23 protein-coding genes are annotated in these 16,292 nt (G+C 53.3%); 11 read left to right on the top strand and 12 right to left on the bottom strand.

Annotated elements, in window-relative coordinates:
- The first annotated feature begins 192 nt into the window (after positions 1–192).
- The 5 genes from BOW53_RS01015 (at position 193) to BOW53_RS00995 (ending at position 3,936) form a co-directional block, all read left to right on the top strand.
- Positions 193–1,482 (top strand): SPL family radical SAM protein, encoded by a 1,290-nt coding sequence (locus BOW53_RS01015; RefSeq protein ID WP_078485675.1) that lies wholly within the window; start codon positions 193–195, stop codon positions 1,480–1,482.
- Between the two features lie 6 nt (positions 1,483–1,488).
- Complete coding sequence (locus BOW53_RS01010; RefSeq protein WP_078485674.1) at positions 1,489–1,965, top strand: thioredoxin family protein; 477 nt, start codon at positions 1,489–1,491, stop codon at positions 1,963–1,965.
- Between the two features lie 149 nt (positions 1,966–2,114).
- Positions 2,115–2,678, top strand: a complete 564-nt coding sequence (locus BOW53_RS01005; RefSeq protein WP_078485673.1) for a Tll0287-like domain-containing protein — start codon at positions 2,115–2,117, stop codon at positions 2,676–2,678.
- Positions 2,679–2,822: 144 nt separating this feature from the next.
- A complete protein-coding gene (locus BOW53_RS01000; protein ID WP_078485672.1) occupies positions 2,823–3,455 on the top strand; it encodes a hypothetical protein in 633 nt (210 codons plus the stop codon).
- A 124-nt stretch (positions 3,456–3,579) separates the two neighbouring features.
- Positions 3,580–3,936, top strand: a complete 357-nt coding sequence (locus tag BOW53_RS00995; RefSeq protein WP_135606938.1) for a hypothetical protein — start codon at positions 3,580–3,582, stop codon at positions 3,934–3,936.
- A 56-nt stretch (positions 3,937–3,992) separates the two neighbouring features.
- Here the strand turns inward: BOW53_RS00995 and BOW53_RS00990 are convergent, their stop codons facing one another.
- The 5 genes from BOW53_RS00990 to BOW53_RS00975 all read right to left on the bottom strand — a co-directional run bounded on the left by BOW53_RS00990 (position 3,993) and on the right by BOW53_RS00975 (position 6,717).
- Positions 3,993–4,295: a cation:proton antiporter regulatory subunit gene (locus BOW53_RS00990; protein WP_078485670.1), complete on the bottom strand. Its 303-nt coding sequence runs from the start codon at positions 4,293–4,295 to the stop codon at positions 3,993–3,995.
- Between the two features lie 27 nt (positions 4,296–4,322).
- Positions 4,323–4,694 carry an NAD(P)-binding protein gene (locus BOW53_RS00985; protein ID WP_172838717.1) on the bottom strand — a complete coding sequence of 124 codons (372 nt, stop codon included), beginning with the start codon at positions 4,692–4,694 and terminating at the stop codon, positions 4,323–4,325.
- Positions 4,695–4,705: 11 nt separating this feature from the next.
- Positions 4,706–5,479, bottom strand: a complete 774-nt coding sequence (locus BOW53_RS12975; RefSeq protein WP_245831918.1) for a potassium channel family protein — start codon at positions 5,477–5,479, stop codon at positions 4,706–4,708.
- A complete protein-coding gene (locus BOW53_RS12970; RefSeq protein ID WP_245831916.1) occupies positions 5,480–6,283 on the bottom strand; it encodes a potassium channel family protein in 804 nt (267 codons plus the stop codon).
- A 65-nt stretch (positions 6,284–6,348) separates the two neighbouring features.
- The gene (locus BOW53_RS00975) at positions 6,349–6,717 is read right to left on the bottom strand and encodes a hypothetical protein (protein WP_078485668.1); all 369 of its coding nucleotides are present in this window, start codon (positions 6,715–6,717) and stop codon (positions 6,349–6,351) included.
- A gap of 88 nt (positions 6,718–6,805) precedes the next feature.
- Between BOW53_RS00975 and BOW53_RS00970 the strand changes: the two genes are divergently transcribed.
- Positions 6,806–7,456 carry an ankyrin repeat domain-containing protein gene (locus BOW53_RS00970; protein WP_078485667.1) on the top strand — a complete coding sequence of 217 codons (651 nt, stop codon included), beginning with the start codon at positions 6,806–6,808 and terminating at the stop codon, positions 7,454–7,456.
- A 90-nt stretch (positions 7,457–7,546) separates the two neighbouring features.
- On the top strand, positions 7,547–7,831 hold the full coding sequence (locus BOW53_RS00965) for a hypothetical protein (protein WP_078485666.1): 285 nt from the start codon (positions 7,547–7,549) through the stop codon (positions 7,829–7,831).
- A 122-nt stretch (positions 7,832–7,953) separates the two neighbouring features.
- Here BOW53_RS00965 and sbcB read toward each other — a convergent pair whose 3' ends face one another.
- A complete protein-coding gene (gene sbcB, locus BOW53_RS00960) occupies positions 7,954–9,387 on the bottom strand; it encodes an exodeoxyribonuclease I (protein ID WP_078485665.1) in 1,434 nt (477 codons plus the stop codon).
- Positions 9,388–9,594: 207 nt separating this feature from the next.
- On the opposite strand from sbcB, the gene BOW53_RS12640 reads away from it, so the two are divergent.
- The 3 genes from BOW53_RS12640 to BOW53_RS13450 are packed head-to-tail and all read left to right on the top strand — an operon-like array spanning position 9,595 to position 10,912.
- Positions 9,595–9,795: a hypothetical protein gene (locus tag BOW53_RS12640; RefSeq protein ID WP_078485663.1), complete on the top strand. Its 201-nt coding sequence runs from the start codon at positions 9,595–9,597 to the stop codon at positions 9,793–9,795.
- The gene (gene fliB / locus BOW53_RS00955; protein ID WP_216641077.1) at positions 9,783–10,718 is read left to right on the top strand and encodes a flagellin lysine-N-methylase; all 936 of its coding nucleotides are present in this window, start codon (positions 9,783–9,785) and stop codon (positions 10,716–10,718) included. Before BOW53_RS12640 ends, fliB begins: the two co-directional genes overlap by 13 nt.
- A 59-nt stretch (positions 10,719–10,777) precedes the next feature.
- Entirely contained in the window at positions 10,778–10,912 is a 135-nt protein-coding gene (locus tag BOW53_RS13450; protein WP_281254006.1) for a hypothetical protein, read from the top strand.
- Positions 10,913–11,008: 96 nt separating this feature from the next.
- On the opposite strand, the gene rplS is transcribed toward BOW53_RS13450, so the two are convergent.
- The 5 genes from rplS to ffh form a co-directional block, all read right to left on the bottom strand.
- Positions 11,009–11,353 carry a 50S ribosomal protein L19 gene (gene rplS / locus BOW53_RS00950; RefSeq protein WP_078485661.1) on the bottom strand — a complete coding sequence of 115 codons (345 nt, stop codon included), beginning with the start codon at positions 11,351–11,353 and terminating at the stop codon, positions 11,009–11,011.
- Between the two features lie 19 nt (positions 11,354–11,372).
- Positions 11,373–12,116 (bottom strand): tRNA (guanosine(37)-N1)-methyltransferase TrmD, encoded by a 744-nt coding sequence (gene trmD, locus BOW53_RS00945; protein ID WP_078485660.1) that lies wholly within the window; start codon positions 12,114–12,116, stop codon positions 11,373–11,375.
- A gap of 9 nt (positions 12,117–12,125) precedes the next feature.
- Positions 12,126–12,683: a ribosome maturation factor RimM gene (gene rimM / locus BOW53_RS00940; protein ID WP_078485659.1), complete on the bottom strand. Its 558-nt coding sequence runs from the start codon at positions 12,681–12,683 to the stop codon at positions 12,126–12,128.
- Between the two features lie 31 nt (positions 12,684–12,714).
- Positions 12,715–12,966 (bottom strand): 30S ribosomal protein S16, encoded by a 252-nt coding sequence (gene rpsP, locus BOW53_RS00935; RefSeq protein WP_078485658.1) that lies wholly within the window; start codon positions 12,964–12,966, stop codon positions 12,715–12,717.
- 350 nt (positions 12,967–13,316) lie between these two features.
- On the bottom strand, positions 13,317–14,699 hold the full coding sequence (ffh, locus tag BOW53_RS00930; RefSeq protein ID WP_078485657.1) for a signal recognition particle protein: 1,383 nt from the start codon (positions 14,697–14,699) through the stop codon (positions 13,317–13,319).
- A 222-nt stretch (positions 14,700–14,921) separates the two neighbouring features.
- On the opposite strand from ffh, the gene BOW53_RS00925 reads away from it, so the two are divergent.
- The gene (locus tag BOW53_RS00925; protein WP_078485692.1) at positions 14,922–15,728 is read left to right on the top strand and encodes a cytochrome C assembly family protein; all 807 of its coding nucleotides are present in this window, start codon (positions 14,922–14,924) and stop codon (positions 15,726–15,728) included.
- A gap of 3 nt (positions 15,729–15,731) precedes the next feature.
- On the opposite strand, the gene BOW53_RS00920 is transcribed toward BOW53_RS00925, so the two are convergent.
- Positions 15,732–16,280, bottom strand: coding sequence for a tetratricopeptide repeat protein (locus BOW53_RS00920; RefSeq protein WP_135606935.1), 549 nt, complete (start codon positions 16,278–16,280; stop codon positions 15,732–15,734).
- Between the last annotated feature and the right edge of the window lie 12 nt (positions 16,281–16,292).

The raw sequence follows: 16,292 nt of genomic DNA, 5'->3' as shown, positions 1-16,292 counted from the left end.
GGGTGGGAAACCCTGTAAAATTGCCACAAAGATCAATAAACACTAAATTCAACTGTTTTTTCAATAGCTTACACCATCCATAATAGCGAAGGAGAAACTCGTTCATTTCACTTCAGGTTCACCCTAAAATACTGCCAACAAGCCACTAATCAGGCATAATCTTCTACCCTGCGCCATCAAGCCCACGAGCACATGTCCCACAAAGCAGACTACAGCGTAAAATTCGCATCCATCTCTGAGCAGACCCTGCTGAACACTTTGTCCGATGAGAGCCGGATGTTCATCAGGGAAATGGCCCATGAATACCGTTTCACCCAACAGGACCTGCGCCAGGTCACCGAGATTGCCCGTGACCTGCAGATGTGGGGGGAGAGCAATATTGAGTCGGTCTGGCCTGTCGCATCTGAAACTCATACCGGAAAGCAGGAGAAGCAGCGAATACTCAGGACACTTGTCGCCACTTGGGAGAGATACAAAGAGGCGGCAAACAATTATCAGCTTGGCACCTCGATTCCTGTAAAAAAGGTAACTGCCGAGGTGATGGAAAAAGAGAAAGGAAAACTCGGCTTGGGTTATTGTCCTGTGGCATCACCCAAAACCCGTTGCTGTAATCTCCTCACGCTGGATGCCGTGGATAATTGCGGATATGGCTGTAGCTACTGCAGTATTCAATCGTTTTTCACCGGTGACCAAGTCTATTTTGATCCCGAGTTTGCCGACAAGCTCGCCGCCCTCTCCATCGATCCCGAAAAGACCTACCATATTGGAACCGGCCAGTCCTCAGACTCGCTGATGTGGGGCAACAGTCACGGTGTACTGCAAGCCCAGATCGAATTTGCCAGGAAACATCCCAACGTCATCCTGGAATTCAAAACCAAGTCGGCAAACGTCTCCTATCTGCTCAATCATGATCTTCCACCCAATATCATCTGCAGCTGGTCACTGAACACGCCAACTATCATAAGCAATGAAGAGCACGCTAGTGCGCCCCTTGAGAAAAGACTGGATGCGGCAAAACATCTTGCAGAGAAAGGCGTGATCGTTGGCTTCCATTTCCACCCCATGATCCACTACCAGGGTTGGAAAGAGGAGTATGCAGACCTGTTCAATATCCTTCAGACTTCTTTTTTTGATCCGAAACAGGTGGCAATGGTGTCTCTTGGCACCCTGACCTTCATCAAGCCGGTAATCAAGAAGATCAGGGAACAGGGCTCCAGGAGCCAGATCCTGAAAATGCCCATGGTGGATACCGAAGGCAAGCTCTCTTATCCCGGGGAGATCAAACTGGAGCTGTTCAGCCACGCTTACAACAGTTTCAGCAGTCAATGGCAGAAGGAGGTTTTCTTTTATCTATGTATGGAAAACCATAATATTTGGAAGCCAGTTTTCGGGATAGAGTATGAATCCAACGAGGCGTTCGAACAGGCCATGAAACAGAGCTATTCAGGCAAGATCGAGCGTCTGAGAAATCAAATACCCTGAACTGCCATGAAAAGACTGCTGACACTCTTTTTCATCTTCACCATTCCCATGCTTGCATGGGCAGCCTACTCAGCGGACAGACATGCCGGGATCGCAGAAGCCCGGAACCTGGCCACAGATGCACGGACAGGTGTCCCCATCATGCTGCTGATGTCTCAGGATCACTGCCCCTACTGCGTACTGATCAAACGTGAAATCATCAACCCGCTGATCCTTTCCGGGGATTATGAAAATGAGCTGGTAATCAGGGAGCTGTTCATCGATTTGGGCACCGATGTAACCGATTTTCAGGGTAAGCGGAGGCCCAGTGCCGAATTGGCTCATGAATACGGTGCCGACCTTACCCCCACCCTGCTGTTTCTGGGACCTGAAGGAGAGGAGTTGACCGAACGCATTATCGGTATCACCTCCCCTGAACTCTTCCCCCTCTATCTGGAAGCAGCGATTAAAAGTGCCATCACAGCCCTTAAAAAAAACCCATGAGCTGGCCTGACGGCTGATTTTGCTCTACATCGTAAAACCGTTATATTTACCCGGCACAATATTCGACCGGATAACCAGACCGACGGAAACCTGCGGTCAGTAAGCCGGCATAACAGAGACACCAAAGCCTAATACTGGAGGAATCATCCATGAAGAGAGTTGTATTTGCCGCTGCGATATGCGCCATCTTCAGTGGCAACGCCATCGCAGACCAGATGATGGACAACACTGCTGAAGCACGAGGCATTGTAAAGAGCTTTTTAAAAAACCTGAAAGGTGAATTGCAAAAAGGCATGAAAAGCGGCGGCCCGGTCAACGCCATCGAGGTGTGCAACACCAAGGCCCCCGGCATCGCTCGTGACGCATCTCAAAATTCGGGTTGGGACGTTGCCAGAACCAGCCTGAAACTGCGCAACCCCAGCAACAAGCCGGATACCTGGGAACTAAAGGCTCTCAACGATTTCGAAGCCCGGAAGGCAGCGGGTGAAGACCCGACCAAAATGGAACACACTGAAGTAGTAGAAGTTAACGGTCAGAAGACCTTCCGCTACATGAAAGCCATACCCACTGGAGATGTGTGCCTGCATTGTCACGGTACCGCGATCAAGGAACCCGTCGTCAAAAAGCTGGATATGCTCTACCCTGCCGACAAGGCACGGGGTTTCAATAAAGGTGACCTGCGCGGCGCCTTTACCCTCAGCAAAACACTCTGAGGGAATAATTATTGCGGAGAAAAGGGGCCGACACGGCCCCTTTTTTGTATCCATTCTCACCAGTGCCTGACCTACATCTGCTCTGAACCGGCAAAAAACATATATACTCAAGGGAAGTGGATATTGAGCCAATGGAAGACCCCTATGTCCTTTACCCTCTTCGACATCTATTTTTCAGGCCAGATCATCGAGGGAAATGACCCTGACCAGGTCAAACAGAAGATCGCCCAGATGTTCAAGGCGGATGCGGCCCAGGTGGAGCGCATGTTTTCCGGCAAGCCGATTCGAATAAAGTCAGGCGTTGACCAGGATACGGCCATAAAATACCGCGGTGCTTTCAAGAATGCCGGCGCCCTGATCGACATCAAACCGGCAGGCAAAGAAGCCCAGGAACAAGGGCCTGAATCCATGAGCCTGCTGCCTCCCAGGACAGGCAGCCTGGAGGAGTGCCAGGTACCGGTGAAACCTGCACCCATTCCTGACATCAGCAATCTTGATCTGTCGCCACCGGGAACCATTGTCGACGAGCATGAACCCCTACCCCAGGCAGAGATTGATACCAGCAGTCTCAGTCTTGACCCGGAAGGTGTCACAATCGACGAATCCGAACCTGTGCCTGATGCGGATATCAACACCGACGATCTTGATCTGAACCCACCCAAAACGGGTTCCCTGGAAGATGCTCACACCGAGCCAGAACCCGCGGTCATTCCGGATGTCAGCGCGCTGCATCTCGAAGAGGATGATGACGACCCCAGGTTTTCAGGAGAAGACTGAGAGGCACATCACCTTTAATTCGGCAGAAAATAGCAAGCTGGCCTAAAACCTGCTACAAAGTGGTAAAGCAGCAAGATTTGATCGAAGAATGCCGCTCTGCCGGCACTTTATCGGAGAAACTATCGTGATCAACCCGATTAACAACGACAAAATATCGTCACAGGCTCCCGCAACCAACTCTACATCCGATGGAGAGCGCGTCGAGCGGGAGCTGGCCAGCGATACTGCCCCCGTAGAGTCTGCCGAGGCCCCGAAGCCGACGAACGATACCCTGGAGCTCAGCGCTACAGGACAACGGCTTAACCAGCCCCCAGCAGAGACTCAAGGTAGTACAGGCAGCATCGGATCCTCGAATGAGGCTAACGACCTTGTAGGGCGCCTCAGACGACAAATCGAGCAGGACAGTGCCCAGGCGCTTACAGCCCAGGGCGGACTGAACCCGAGCCAACTGGCCGCCATTCTGGAAGCTGCACCAGCCTGATCTGAGTTCAAATGGAAAACACCGGCGGTTCTCACCGGTGTTTTCATAGCCCTTCCCTACTCGGAGAGGGAGTCGTGGCGCAATCGGTCAATCTCCTCCATCGGGCCGATCACCACCAGTACATCGTCCTTGTCCAGCTTATGGTCCACCCCGCTGGTGGAGAAGATGAATTCATCTCCCAGTTCCCGGTCGACCACACCGAGCAACACCAGGTTGTAGCGCTCTGACAACCCAAGCTCGCCCAATCTCCGGCCATCGAGAAATGAATCCCTCGTCACCGTCACCTCGGCAAGATTGAGGTGCTCCTGGCCATAAACCAGTTTCTCGATAGCCTCCGCAATCAGGGGACGTTTGACCATGTCGTGAATCTTCCGGCCACTGATCTCCTAGGGATCAATCACCTTGCTGACACCGGCAGCCCGAAGCTTATGTGCGGAATCTTTTGACTGGGCGAGGGACACCACCTTGACCTGGGGATCGAGATCTTTCACCGAAATGGTCAGGAAAACATTATTGGCATCTTCCTCGAACAGGGTAAAAACCACGTCCACGTCGAGACCGATGCCGAGTCGCTTCAGCTCCTCATCATCCGTGTAGTCCGCCTCCACCTCCACAAGCCTGAACCCACGATTCTGGGCACCCTCCAAGCAACGCTCATCCTTTGAAACCAGGGTCATGTCCCAGGAGCGCTCATGCAGCCTCAGGGCTACTTCCATGCTCAAGACGTTGCAACCGAATATCACGACCTTTGAATACACCACTGCTCCCTCTATAAGGAATCGCTCTCGAGACGACCTTTGAAATGAACAATGCTGAACTGATGTCCGAACACGACCAGCGTATCGTTGCCGTTGAGGCAAAAATCACTACCGGGGTTAAAATGGAGTTGACGACTCAACAGCGAATAGGCCGAAGTCGGCTCTCCTGGAAGCCGGTCCGTATGGGTGATAACACCGAACAGCACAAGCCGTTTGCCATAAAAATCGATTTCACCGATCCGCTTTCCTTCAAGGGCAGAACCTGGGCGTACAACCACCGTCTCAAGTGCAATGCCGTCCTTGCCGGAGAGGATGCCGTGAATAGCCTCGAAGGCGACCGGCTGACCAATATACTCACCAGCAATCAATCCGAATACCTGTGATGTGCTTACCGTATGGTCGGCCCCTGCCTGGTAGAGTTTGCGAACCGACTCCTCCCGGTTGGCCCGTGATATCACCTCGATTTCAGGGTTCATGTATTTTGCTGTCAGGGTGATATACACATTGGCCACATCGTCATCTGTGAGGCAGAGAATCCGTTCAGCCCTGTCACCGATACCCGCATTTTCCAGCAGGTCACTCCGCTCGGCACTCCCCTCGATCACAAGGTAACCCAGTTTTCGCGCCTCATTGACCTGCTCCAGGTCGGCGTCGATGATAACGATATTCTCCCGCTCAGCTGCCAGGCGTTCAGCCACCACCTGGCCAATCCGGCCAAAACCGCAAATGATGGTGTGCTTGCCCTTGCGCTTTTCCAACTCGGCATACACCCGGTTCTCGCGCATCTACTGCATCTTGTCATTGAAGGCTGCGACGATCACCGAGGTGGTGAAGGAGATGACCACGATGCCACAGATGATCAATACCAGGGTTATCACCCGCCCCTCAGTAGACATCGGCGTGATATCACCATAGCCCACGGTGGATATGGTGACCAGGGCCCAGTAGATACCATCGAAGAAGTTTTCGATCTCACCGCCCTCGGCCCTGGCTTCGAAGAAATAGATTGCTGAAGCCGAGATCACGACCACGAAGGCGAGGAATATGCCAAGGGTGAACAGCTCGAAGCGCTTCTCCGACAGCACCTTGACGAATTCGTTGATACTTCGGGCGTAGCGAAAGAGCTTGAACAGGCGGAACAGGAGAAAGATACGCAGAAACCGCAACGGCCGGTAACTGGGGATGATGGCCAGGGGCGTGGTCATGTAGTTCCACTTCTTGACCAGCACCTCCCTGAACGGGGGGCCCAATCTGAAGGGCTGTTCCAGAAACTCCGCCCGCTCGTAGTGTTCGATAAATATCGAGTGGCTATCGTTATAGATCCAGAGCCGGAGGAGATACTCCACTAAAAATATGGATACGGCGTAGATCTCGAATAACCGCCCGAAATCCCCGATATCCTCCTTGATGTCATAGATCAGGAGATAGACACTGGAGAGCACCAGCAGAATCATGAAAATATCGAAATAGGGCTTGATCCTGGAACGAGGGTTCTCCAGGAGATCGTAGAAGAAACCCTTCACCTGCTTATAGCGGGCTGAATCTTCCAGGGCATAGCAACGCCGTACGACATATCGGGCAAACGACATGGCAACCTGCTTGTTGTTATAGGTTTCCCACAATTCTAGCAGGAGGCAGGGTAAAGTGTGGAGGCTCAGTCCCCACCCAACTCAAGGCATTCAACCTCCGCCAGGGTCACCGTCCGTCCCTCTGTGGTGGTGAAGGAGCGACCTTCCACATCACCCTTGTATGCCTTGTAGGTCACTGAGTTGCCGGTACGGCTATCGATCACCCGGACATTGACCACCTGGTTGGCGTCCTGCCAGTAAAAATAGGCGTATCCTCCCAGACCAACGATCATCAGCGCCACGACCGCTGTGGCAGTGAACATCACGATGCGCCTGCGAGGCGCCTCCAGTTGGGGGGCAGGCAGCGGGGGAGCCAGGCGCGCCTGTCCTCGCCTGCGGATTACGAGAACGGCGCCGAGGATTACCAGTAGGGTGAGTAAAAGCTTCCAGATCATGGCCAGCTACCATATCATGCCCATTCTCATGATGCTATTGCCTCCACAGTTGCAGTCAACTTCGGTCTAGATTTACTATCTTTGGTATATGAGAACAAAAACATTCTTCGTGACCCTACTGCTCCTGCTGCTCGCCGGATGCGGCCAGCCTGACCGTCCGACCATCGGCCTCTACCTGGCCATCCAACGCGGTGACATCGACCAGATCGAGCGCCATATTCGCTGGGGAGCAGACATCAACAAGATGGATGTGGACGGGCGTCGCCCCCTGCATGTGGCTGCGGACCGGGGACTCTTCGTGATAGCCAGGTTATTGCTGAAAAACGGTGCCAACATCAACGCTCAAAACCGCCAGGGATTCACCCCCATACACAGTGCACTGCTGGCGGGCAGAACCCAGGTAGCCGACCTCTTCGTCAAGCAGGGAGCAGACTACGACCCAGATATTCTCCTGGACCAGGTCGTCTCAAATAACACCACTGACAGGGATGTGATCAAGTTTCTGCTCACACACGGCGCTGACATCGATCATGTCGACCCCCAGGGCATTACCCCCCTGGCGAATGCCGTAACCCGAAACCAGCGTGTAATGGTGAAGCTGCTGATAGCTGCCGGTGCAGATGTCAACAAAGGAACTTCTGCTGGCGAAAAACCACTGGACCTGGCCATAAAGCAGAACAATCCTGATATCATCCGCCTGCTCAAGCGCAATGGCGCACAGGCCACAACAAAACCGTGACCTCCAGGGAAAGTTCTGATAAGTTCGCCCACCATCAACCGGTAATACAAACCGGTAATTCCCGATCAACCGACACAGAGCGAAGCGACAATGGCATCAACAGTTGACGAACTGACCATCAACTACAGCGAAGACGGTATCGATATCGTCAAGGAACTGGACAAGGTCGTCCTCTCCAAGGGCGCCTGGTCAACCATCATGTACCGCTACCAGGAGTGGAACTGCGCCAAGAGCGAATACGGTGCCGACAAGTACAGCATCCGCCGCTACCAGAAGCGAAGCGGTGAGTACATTCCCAAATCGAAATTCAACATCTCCAGCCCGGACCAGGCCAAGGCCATCATCGCCGGGCTGCAGAAGTGGACTGAAGAGTAACGCCTGTAGGAGCCCTTTCTCCGGGCGATGAAGACACCATTACCCTTGTTGTTGTAGGAGCGAATTTATTCGCGAACGGCGTTGATTTATTTGCCAAGAGCCGATCGCGAATAAATTCGCTCCTACATGCCAATTACAGCAGACCAGTCGGCCAGCTCTGACAACACCATCCTGTCCCGGTCGCCGATTTCCGGATCGACCATTTTCTTTGCCAATTGGCCCTGATACTCATCCAGGGTGATGCTACCGCCGGCACTAGGCTCCATAATCCGGTCTCGCCGATACTCGTCCCACCGTGCCCGCTCATCCCTGCTTAGGGTTTCGGGCCAGTTCCGGGCACGGTAACGGAACAGCATCTCGGGAATTCGTGCGTCATCGAATACCTGTACGAAGTGTGACAGTTGTTGGGGCTCGGTATTGCGAATCTCTTCCATGCGCCTGCGGTCGGTATCGCTAAAAAAGCCCCCTGAATAGAGTGCCTGGTCGGGATCGGTGATCGGCTCGAACTCCCGCCCCGAATGCACAGACTGCACCTTTTTTTCCAATCCTGCAGCAGCCATGATCTGCTCAAGATGCCGTTGCCCCTGCTCGATATCGATCTGCCAACGGGCTGCCGCCTCATCGGTCATGGTGTTCATCGGGACGATAACAGGGCACTTGTTGATATGCACAGTCTTTAACGGGATAGGCTCCACCCCTTCCGGCAACTGGTCCCTGGGGGTAAAAAGCCGTTGCTGTATCTCTTCCACCGAAAGCGTCAGCAGGGGTTCAGGATCCTGTAATAGGTCGTAGACAATGACCCCGTTGGAATTGGTGGGGTGTTTGGCCAGTGGCACCACCATGGCGATGCAGCCGCGCGTTGACGGATACATGGATGAGACGTGAAGTACCGGCTTCTTCTCACGTAGATTGAGCAGTTGCCTCACCTTGCGTTTGTCCCGCATCTGAAAGATATACTGGAACAGCTTGGGCTGGCGCTCCTTGATCAGTTTCGCGATTGCAATGGTGGCATGAACGTCAGACAGGGCGTCATGTGCATCCTCGTGGGATATACTGTTCGCCTGGGTCAAATGTTCCAACTTGAAGCTGGGAACACCCGGCTCGCGTTCAGGCCATTCGATACCCTCAGGTCTCAATGCCCGGGTCAGGCGGACCATGTCGATAATATCCCAGCGTGAGTTGCCGTTCTGCCACTCCCTGGCATAGGGATCGAAAAAATTCCTGTAGAACCCATGGCGGGTAAACTCATCATCGAACCGAATCGTGTTATAGCCAACGCCGCAGGTCCCCGGATAGGAGAGTTCCTGGTGAATCAGTCGAAAAAACTCTGCCTCGCTTACACCTTCAGCCATGGCCTTCTGAGGTGTAATGCCGGTAACCAGGCAGGCCTCCGGCTGGGGCAGCATATCGTCTGCAGGTTTGCAGTAGGTGACCAGGGGTTGGCCGATGATATTCAGATTTTCATCGGTTCGGATTCCTGCAAACTGAGAAGCCCTGTCTTTGCGGGGATCGATCCCCCAAGCCTCATAGTCATGCCAATAGAAAGTCAAAAGCATAAATGGAAACACCATTTACTGGATGACAAACATTAACATATTCACAGCTCGTCTCCGTGAAAATGTTGAAATATTTGGAAAGGTTGCACCACTATTGCAACAGTGTATGCTATCAGGTGTTGCAGATGGAAACCAGATGTTGCTTATGACCCCTGGTAAGTTTTGCGATTGCCAGAATGTGTGCATACGCATCAAGGACTTTTAGAAATGGCGAATACCGATAGAAGAAAAAACATTCTCACTATGCGCTATGCAACCCAGTTCAAATGCATAGGAGGGGATTGCCCGGACGATTGCTGCCATGACTGGGACATCCAAATCGATAAAAAAACTTATCAAAACCTGAAAAAGCTGTACCAGGGACTCCTGATGGCACAAAACAGTTCCAGCAAGGAATCAAGCGAATAAAAGACGGCGGCTCAAAACACAGCTATGCCAGCCTTGAGATGAAGGAGAACGGAGACTGTTTTTTCCTGGATTCCAACCGTCTCTGCAATATTCAAAATCGTTTTGGCGGAGAGAGCTTGAGCGAAATCTGCAAGAACTACCCGCGAAAACTGACGGAGAACTTTGGACAATCAGAACTGTGCATACAACTCTCATGCCCTGAAGCGTGCAGGCTGTTCTTACTGGAAGAGAACAGTACCGATCTGTTGGAGATTCCGGGAAAAATACTCGAAGGCTATACCCAACGGCATGAACATCTACCAAACTCCAAGTCACTGAAACCCTATTTCAAATACAGAAATGAAATAAGGCAGGTTTTCCTGCTTCTTGCAGAGGCAAACCAGTATCCAACAGCTGGACGAATCTACCTGATGCTCCATTTTGCAAAAATGACGCAGCCCTTCTTTAACAGGAACAGTAAACACTGCCCTGAAGAAATGCTGGCAGTAGAAGTAGACAGTATCGCTTCACCACAGAACCACTCACAACTTGTCAAGCAATTTACTGAAGTCGAGCCGGACTACACATCCTCGGCAGCAGCCACTATTGCAATTCTCGCAATCCGATACAGCACGGAATCAGAATATCAAAGATATCTTCATACAATTTTCAGCGATTATGACATCGACTTGCTCAACGAGAAGAAGACATTCAACAAGCCAGCCCTGGCTGCATTGATTGATCACTACATTGAACAGCGCTGGACTATTGAGCAGGTGTATAGCGATCGTATGGAACACCATATTGAAAGAATGCTTGTTTACAGCTGCTTCAACTATCACTACATCCACGCAAAGGATTTGCTGCAGCACATACATAGCATCATGGGTTTGATACTAATGGAGAAAATCCTTTTTTCCTTCACCCGGAAACAAGGAAAATAACCAGCGAACTCAAAAGAGGCGTCAAAGAAAATGATCATAAAGAACGCCTGGATAATGTGATGGTCGAGGTCGTCCAAAAAAACCGCCGAGCATTTGATCACTGGAACAAAGCAGGCCTGGAGATAATTTCACAGGCTCTTGAAGAACATGGACTGAAAGATTTTCAGCAATTGGTCCAGATTGCCCGCTCCTGAATCAACAAGAGAACAATCGGGAATTTTCCTGGCACAAAAAAGCCACCCCGCATATGCGGGGTGGCTTTTTGAACAGGATGAAGATCTGCGTAGCGCTTAGATCTTTTCCTTGATACGTGCAGCCTTACCGGTACGGCCACGCAGGTAGTACAGCTTGGCGCGACGTACGTCACCGCGACGCTTCACCTCAATCTCTGCAACCGAGGGGCTGTAGGTCTGGAAGACACGCTCAACGCCTTCACCGTGGGAGATCTTGCGAACGGTGAACGCAGAGTTGAGGCCGCGGTTGCGCTTGGCAATTACCACACCTTCGAACGCCTGCAGACGCTCACGGTTTCCCTCTTTAACCTTTACCTGGACGACCACAGTATCGCCGGGACCGAACTCGGGAACCTCGCGCCCCATCTGTTCAGCTTCAAGTTCCTGAATGATGTAACTCATGATCGTTTGCTCCTGTTACTCAACTGGCGTCTATCTGCGCCTGTATAAACTCGTCTAACAAATTCTGCTCTTCTGCTGTCAGTTCCCGCCCTTCGAGAAGATCAGGTCTGCGCATCCACGTCCGCCCCAGCGATTGCTGCAACCGCCAGCGGCGTATCAGTTCGTGATTGCCACTCAGCAACACCTCGGGTACGGCTTCGCCATCGTAAACCTCGGGCCGCGTGTAGTGCGGGCAATCCAGCAGGCCGTCCGTGTAGGAGTCCTGCTCTGCCGAATCCGCTGCCCCCAGCACGCCGGGTATCAGCCGGATAACGGCATCCATCAGTACCAGCGCCGGCAATTCGCCACCGCTCAGTACGTAGTCACCTATCGACCACTCCTCATCAACATACCAGTCGATGATGCGTTCATCGATACCTTCATAGCGCCCGGCGATCAGTATCACGCCATCACGCTCAGAAATCTCTCTCGCTGCCGCCTGGTCAAAGCGCCGCCCCTGGGGACTCATGTAGACAACAGCCGCATTGGGCGCCGCTGCCTTGGCGTCTTCGATAGCCGCCTCCAGCGGCTCGATCTTCATCACCATACCCGGGCCGCCTCCGTAGGGGCGATCGTCCACGGTACGGTGGACATCATGAGCATAGTCCCTCGGATTCCAGAGGGCAAGGTCAACCTGTCCTCTTTCGATCGCACGCCCGGTGACACCTTCACCGATCATGTTTTCGAACATCTCCGGAAACAGGGTCACCACGTCAAATCTCATGGCGCATCCTTAAAATTCCGGATCCCAGTTCACAGTGATTACACCATCGGACAGACTCACCTCCAGCACCACATCGGGTATGAAGGGAATCAACCGCTGCCGGTCGCCTTTGACGACCATGACGTCGTTGGCACCAGTTTCAAACAGGTAATCCACCCTGCCAAGAGCGATATCGCTCTTCGTACGAACCTCCAGTCCCTCGAGATCAGTCCAGTAGAACTCATCTTCCCCGGCACCGGGCAGCTGGTCACGGGGAATAGCGATATCCGCCCCTACCAGTTCTGCGGCCATGTCACGGTCGTCACAGCCCGAAAGCCTGGCAATAATGCCTTTACCGTGAGCCTTGCCGTCTTTGAGTTCGTACTCCTGCCACTGACCCGATCGGTTCAGATACCAGGAGGCGTACTCCAGTATATTGGTCCTCGGCGAGGTATGAGAGTAGATCTTCACCCAGCCCCGGACACCAAACAGGCCGGAAACCCGGCCCAGGGTGACCCACTTGGAGTCTCTGTCTCTCTCCGCTGCAACCTCGGGTTCAGCGGATTTTGGGCTTCTCTTGTCCGGCATGTTTCAGCAGGCCAGAAGCCCTACCCAATGATCAGGCAGCAGCCTTGGCCGCTTCCTTGATCAGCTGGGCAACGCGATCGGAAGTCTGGGCGCCGGTGGCAACCCAGTAATCGATACGCGCGTTGTCGAGGCGCAGGCGCTCTTCACCGCCAGTAGCAATGGGATTGAAGAAACCGACGCGCTCGATGTAGCGACCGTCGCGAGCTCTGCGGCTGTCAGCCACAACAATATGATAAAACGGCCGCTTCTTGGCGCCCGTCCGTGCAAGGCGAATTGTTACCATGTTCTACCCTAAATGAATTAATCTTCCACGCACTACCGCCCGGTCCAACCGGGGGCCGGGGACCGGGGGCAGGAAAACGGGGAATTGTACTTATATTTGAGGAAAAGTGAAGCCTTTTTCACTCTTTTAGTGTGATTTTTTTGCAGGGCGCACTAGATATAGGCATACGGGTTGAACTCATCCCGCTCATCTCTCCGAATGGGAAGTGGTGATTATGAGCCTGTAGCGGGTCTAATGGTTCTTGTAGGAGCCGTCTCCTGACGGCGATAGCGAGGCTGGTGTTTTATCGCCCGGGGGACCGGGCTCCTACAAAAACAGATCGTATCCTTATAAATTCAATGAGTTACCCATCAGAATGGGAAGCCGCCGCTTGGTGGCATCCCGCCACCTGGCCCCATGCGCCCCTTGAGTCCGCGCATCATCTTGGCCATGCCGCCGCCCTTCATCTTCTTCATCATTTTTTGCATCTGGGTGAACTGCTTGAGAAGCTTGTTCACATCCTGCACCTGGGTGCCTGATCCGGTCGCGATCCGGCGCTTGCGTGACCCCTTGATAATGTTGGGAAATTGCCGCTCCTTGGGCGTCATGGAGTTGATGATGGCCACCAGGCGGTTGATCTCCTTGTCGTTAGCCTGATTTTTCACATGATCAGGGACATCGCCCATGCCAGGAAGCTTATCCATCAGGGCGCCCATGCCGCCGAGCTTTGCCATCTGCTCCATCTGCTCCTTGAAGTCCTCCAGGTCAAACCCCTTGCCCTTCTGGAGCTTTTTGGCCAGCTTTTCTGTCTTTTTGTGGTCGACCTTGCGCTGCACCTCCTCCACCAGGGAGAGGACATCGCCCATACCCAGGATGCGTGAGGCCATGCGCTCCGGGTGAAATGCCTCCAGCGCCGTGGTCTTCTCGCCGATACCGAGGAATTTGATCGGCTTTCCGGTGATCTGGCGTATGGAGAGCGCCGCACCACCCCTCGCATCACCATCCGTTTTGGTCAGCACCACGCCGGTCAGGGGGAGTGCATCGCCAAAGGCCTTGGCCGTATTTGCCGCATCCTGGCCGGTCATGCTGTCGACCACAAACAGGGTCTCGACGGGATTGATCCCGGCGTGCAGCGCCTTGATCTCGCCCATCATCGCCTCATCCACGTGCAACCGGCCGGCGGTATCCACGATCAGAACATCCTTGTACTGTTTGCGCGCCTGCTCCAATGCAGACGTGGCGATATACAATGGATCCTGGTCACCACGGCTTGGGAAGAAGTCTGCACCCACTTCTTTGGCCAGGGTTTCAAGCTGGTCGATAGCCGCAGGGCGGTAGACGTCGCAGCTGACCACCATCACCGACTTTTTCTGGCTCTCCTGGAGCCAGCGGGCGAGTTTTGCCACGCTGGTGGTCTTACCTGAACCCTGAAGGCCCGCCATCATCACCACTGCCGGGGGCTGTGATGCCAGGTCGAGGCCTTCGTTGGCCTCGCCCATCACCTTGACGAGCTCGTCGTTGAGTATTTTGATCAGAACCTGGCCAGGTGTGAGGCTCTTCATCACCTCCTCACCCATGGCCTTCCCTTTAACCTGGTCTACAAAGGCACGCACTACCGGCAGGGCCACATCGGCCTCCAGCAGCGCCATACGCACCTCGCGCATGGTCTCCTTGATGTTGTCCTCGGTCAGGCGACCCTGGCCGCGCAGTTTTGTGAGTACGCCACCCAGGCGTTCGGTGAGATTGTCAAACATGACTTCTATTCACTTCAGTTCAGTTTATAGGCGGAAATTCTGCATATTATATAGGTATGTGGGGTTTCTGTGGATGATTATCAAATATGCTGCCGACCCGGGTGGAAACCTGGAACGCATTCGTATGACGCCGTCGCCCCTCTGGCAGAGGGTCCCGATGAAGGACAATAAACAGGCAACCCATTCCATGACTGCCACAGATATGCGATGATTCAGTCCGATATGAACACCACTCTAATCGCATCATTAGCCATCGCTTGCTACCTGGCAAGCGCCATCGTTATCGCCATTCGCCTGTTCAGGCCAGCCCCTGAAAACAAGCTGCCCCGAGGACTCGGTCTCGGCTTGATATTCATTGGCCTCAACCTTCATGCGGCAATGCTGTTCCAGAGCATCATGAGTAACGGCGGTATTAATCTCAGCTTTTTTGGTGCTGCATCCCTGATTGCCTGGACCGCCCTGCTCCTGCTCCTCTTTTCATCGATCAACAAACCGGTTGAGAACCTGGGCATCGCCTTATTGCCCGTGGCGGCAGTAGTCATCATTTTACAGTTGCACTTTCCGGCCAAGCATTTCCTCTCTTCGACGGCACCCTGGGGACTGCAGATTCACGTCCTGATCTCACTGCTGGCATACAGTCTGCTGGCACTGGCCAGTGTTCAGGCGGTACTGCTTGCTGTCCAGGATCATCATTTGAGACATCGCCATCCTGGCGGCTTCATCCGCTCCCTACCTCCCCTCCAGACCATGGAGGTACTACTGTTCGAGATGATCATCCTGGGCTTTGCACTGCTCACCCTGGGCCTGATCAGTGGCTTTGTATTCCTGGAGGACATATTCGCCCAGCGCCTGGTTCACAAGACCATTCTCTCCATCGCAGCCTGGCTGGTATTCGGCACCTTGCTGTGGGGGCGCTTCAGATTCGGCTGGCGGGGACAGAAGGCCCTGATCTGGACACTGGTAGGATTTGTGGTACTGATGTTGGCCTACTTCGGCAGTAAGGCGGTGATCGAGCTCATCCTCACCTGATTCTCAAGGCAGGCTGGAACTGCAAAGCAGCTTCAATCTGCCGAGCATTTCTGAGCCGGGAGCCAGCTGCTCTACAGATTGCAGTAACGGCACAATATCATCCTGCCTCCCAAGCTTGTGGTAAAGCACCGCCAGCTTCTCTACCGATCCCATGTCCCCGGGATGTTGCCCTGTGTACTGCTCATAAAGCGCTATCGCATCTTCCGGCTGGCCGATGCTAGTAAGCAGATTGGCAAAAAATGGGACATACCTATCCGAAATATGTACCAGGGAATCCACTGCATATACCGCGTTCTCCATATCACCCGCATTCATGCAAATATGCGCGATTCGCTTCAGTGCAAACTCGATTACCGGAGATTCAATATTATCGAGGACTGCGTGATAGTGCTTAACAGCCTGGCCCGGGTCTCCTTCGAGCTCCGCTTTCATGCCTTGAGTGATACAGAGATATGGAAAGGCCATCTCTTCGGGATATTGACCCAACATGGTCAACAAATAATCAAACCCCAGGTAATCCCTGGTCCTGAACAGCTCTGAGACTCTGGCCACAACATTCTGCAG

This window comes from Solemya velesiana gill symbiont (assembly GCF_002020805.1).
Taxonomy (GTDB): domain Bacteria; phylum Pseudomonadota; class Gammaproteobacteria; order Chromatiales; family Chromatiaceae; genus Sedimenticola_A.
The sequence above is the reverse complement of the archived record's forward strand: the minus strand, read 5'-3'. Positions and strand labels throughout refer to the sequence as shown.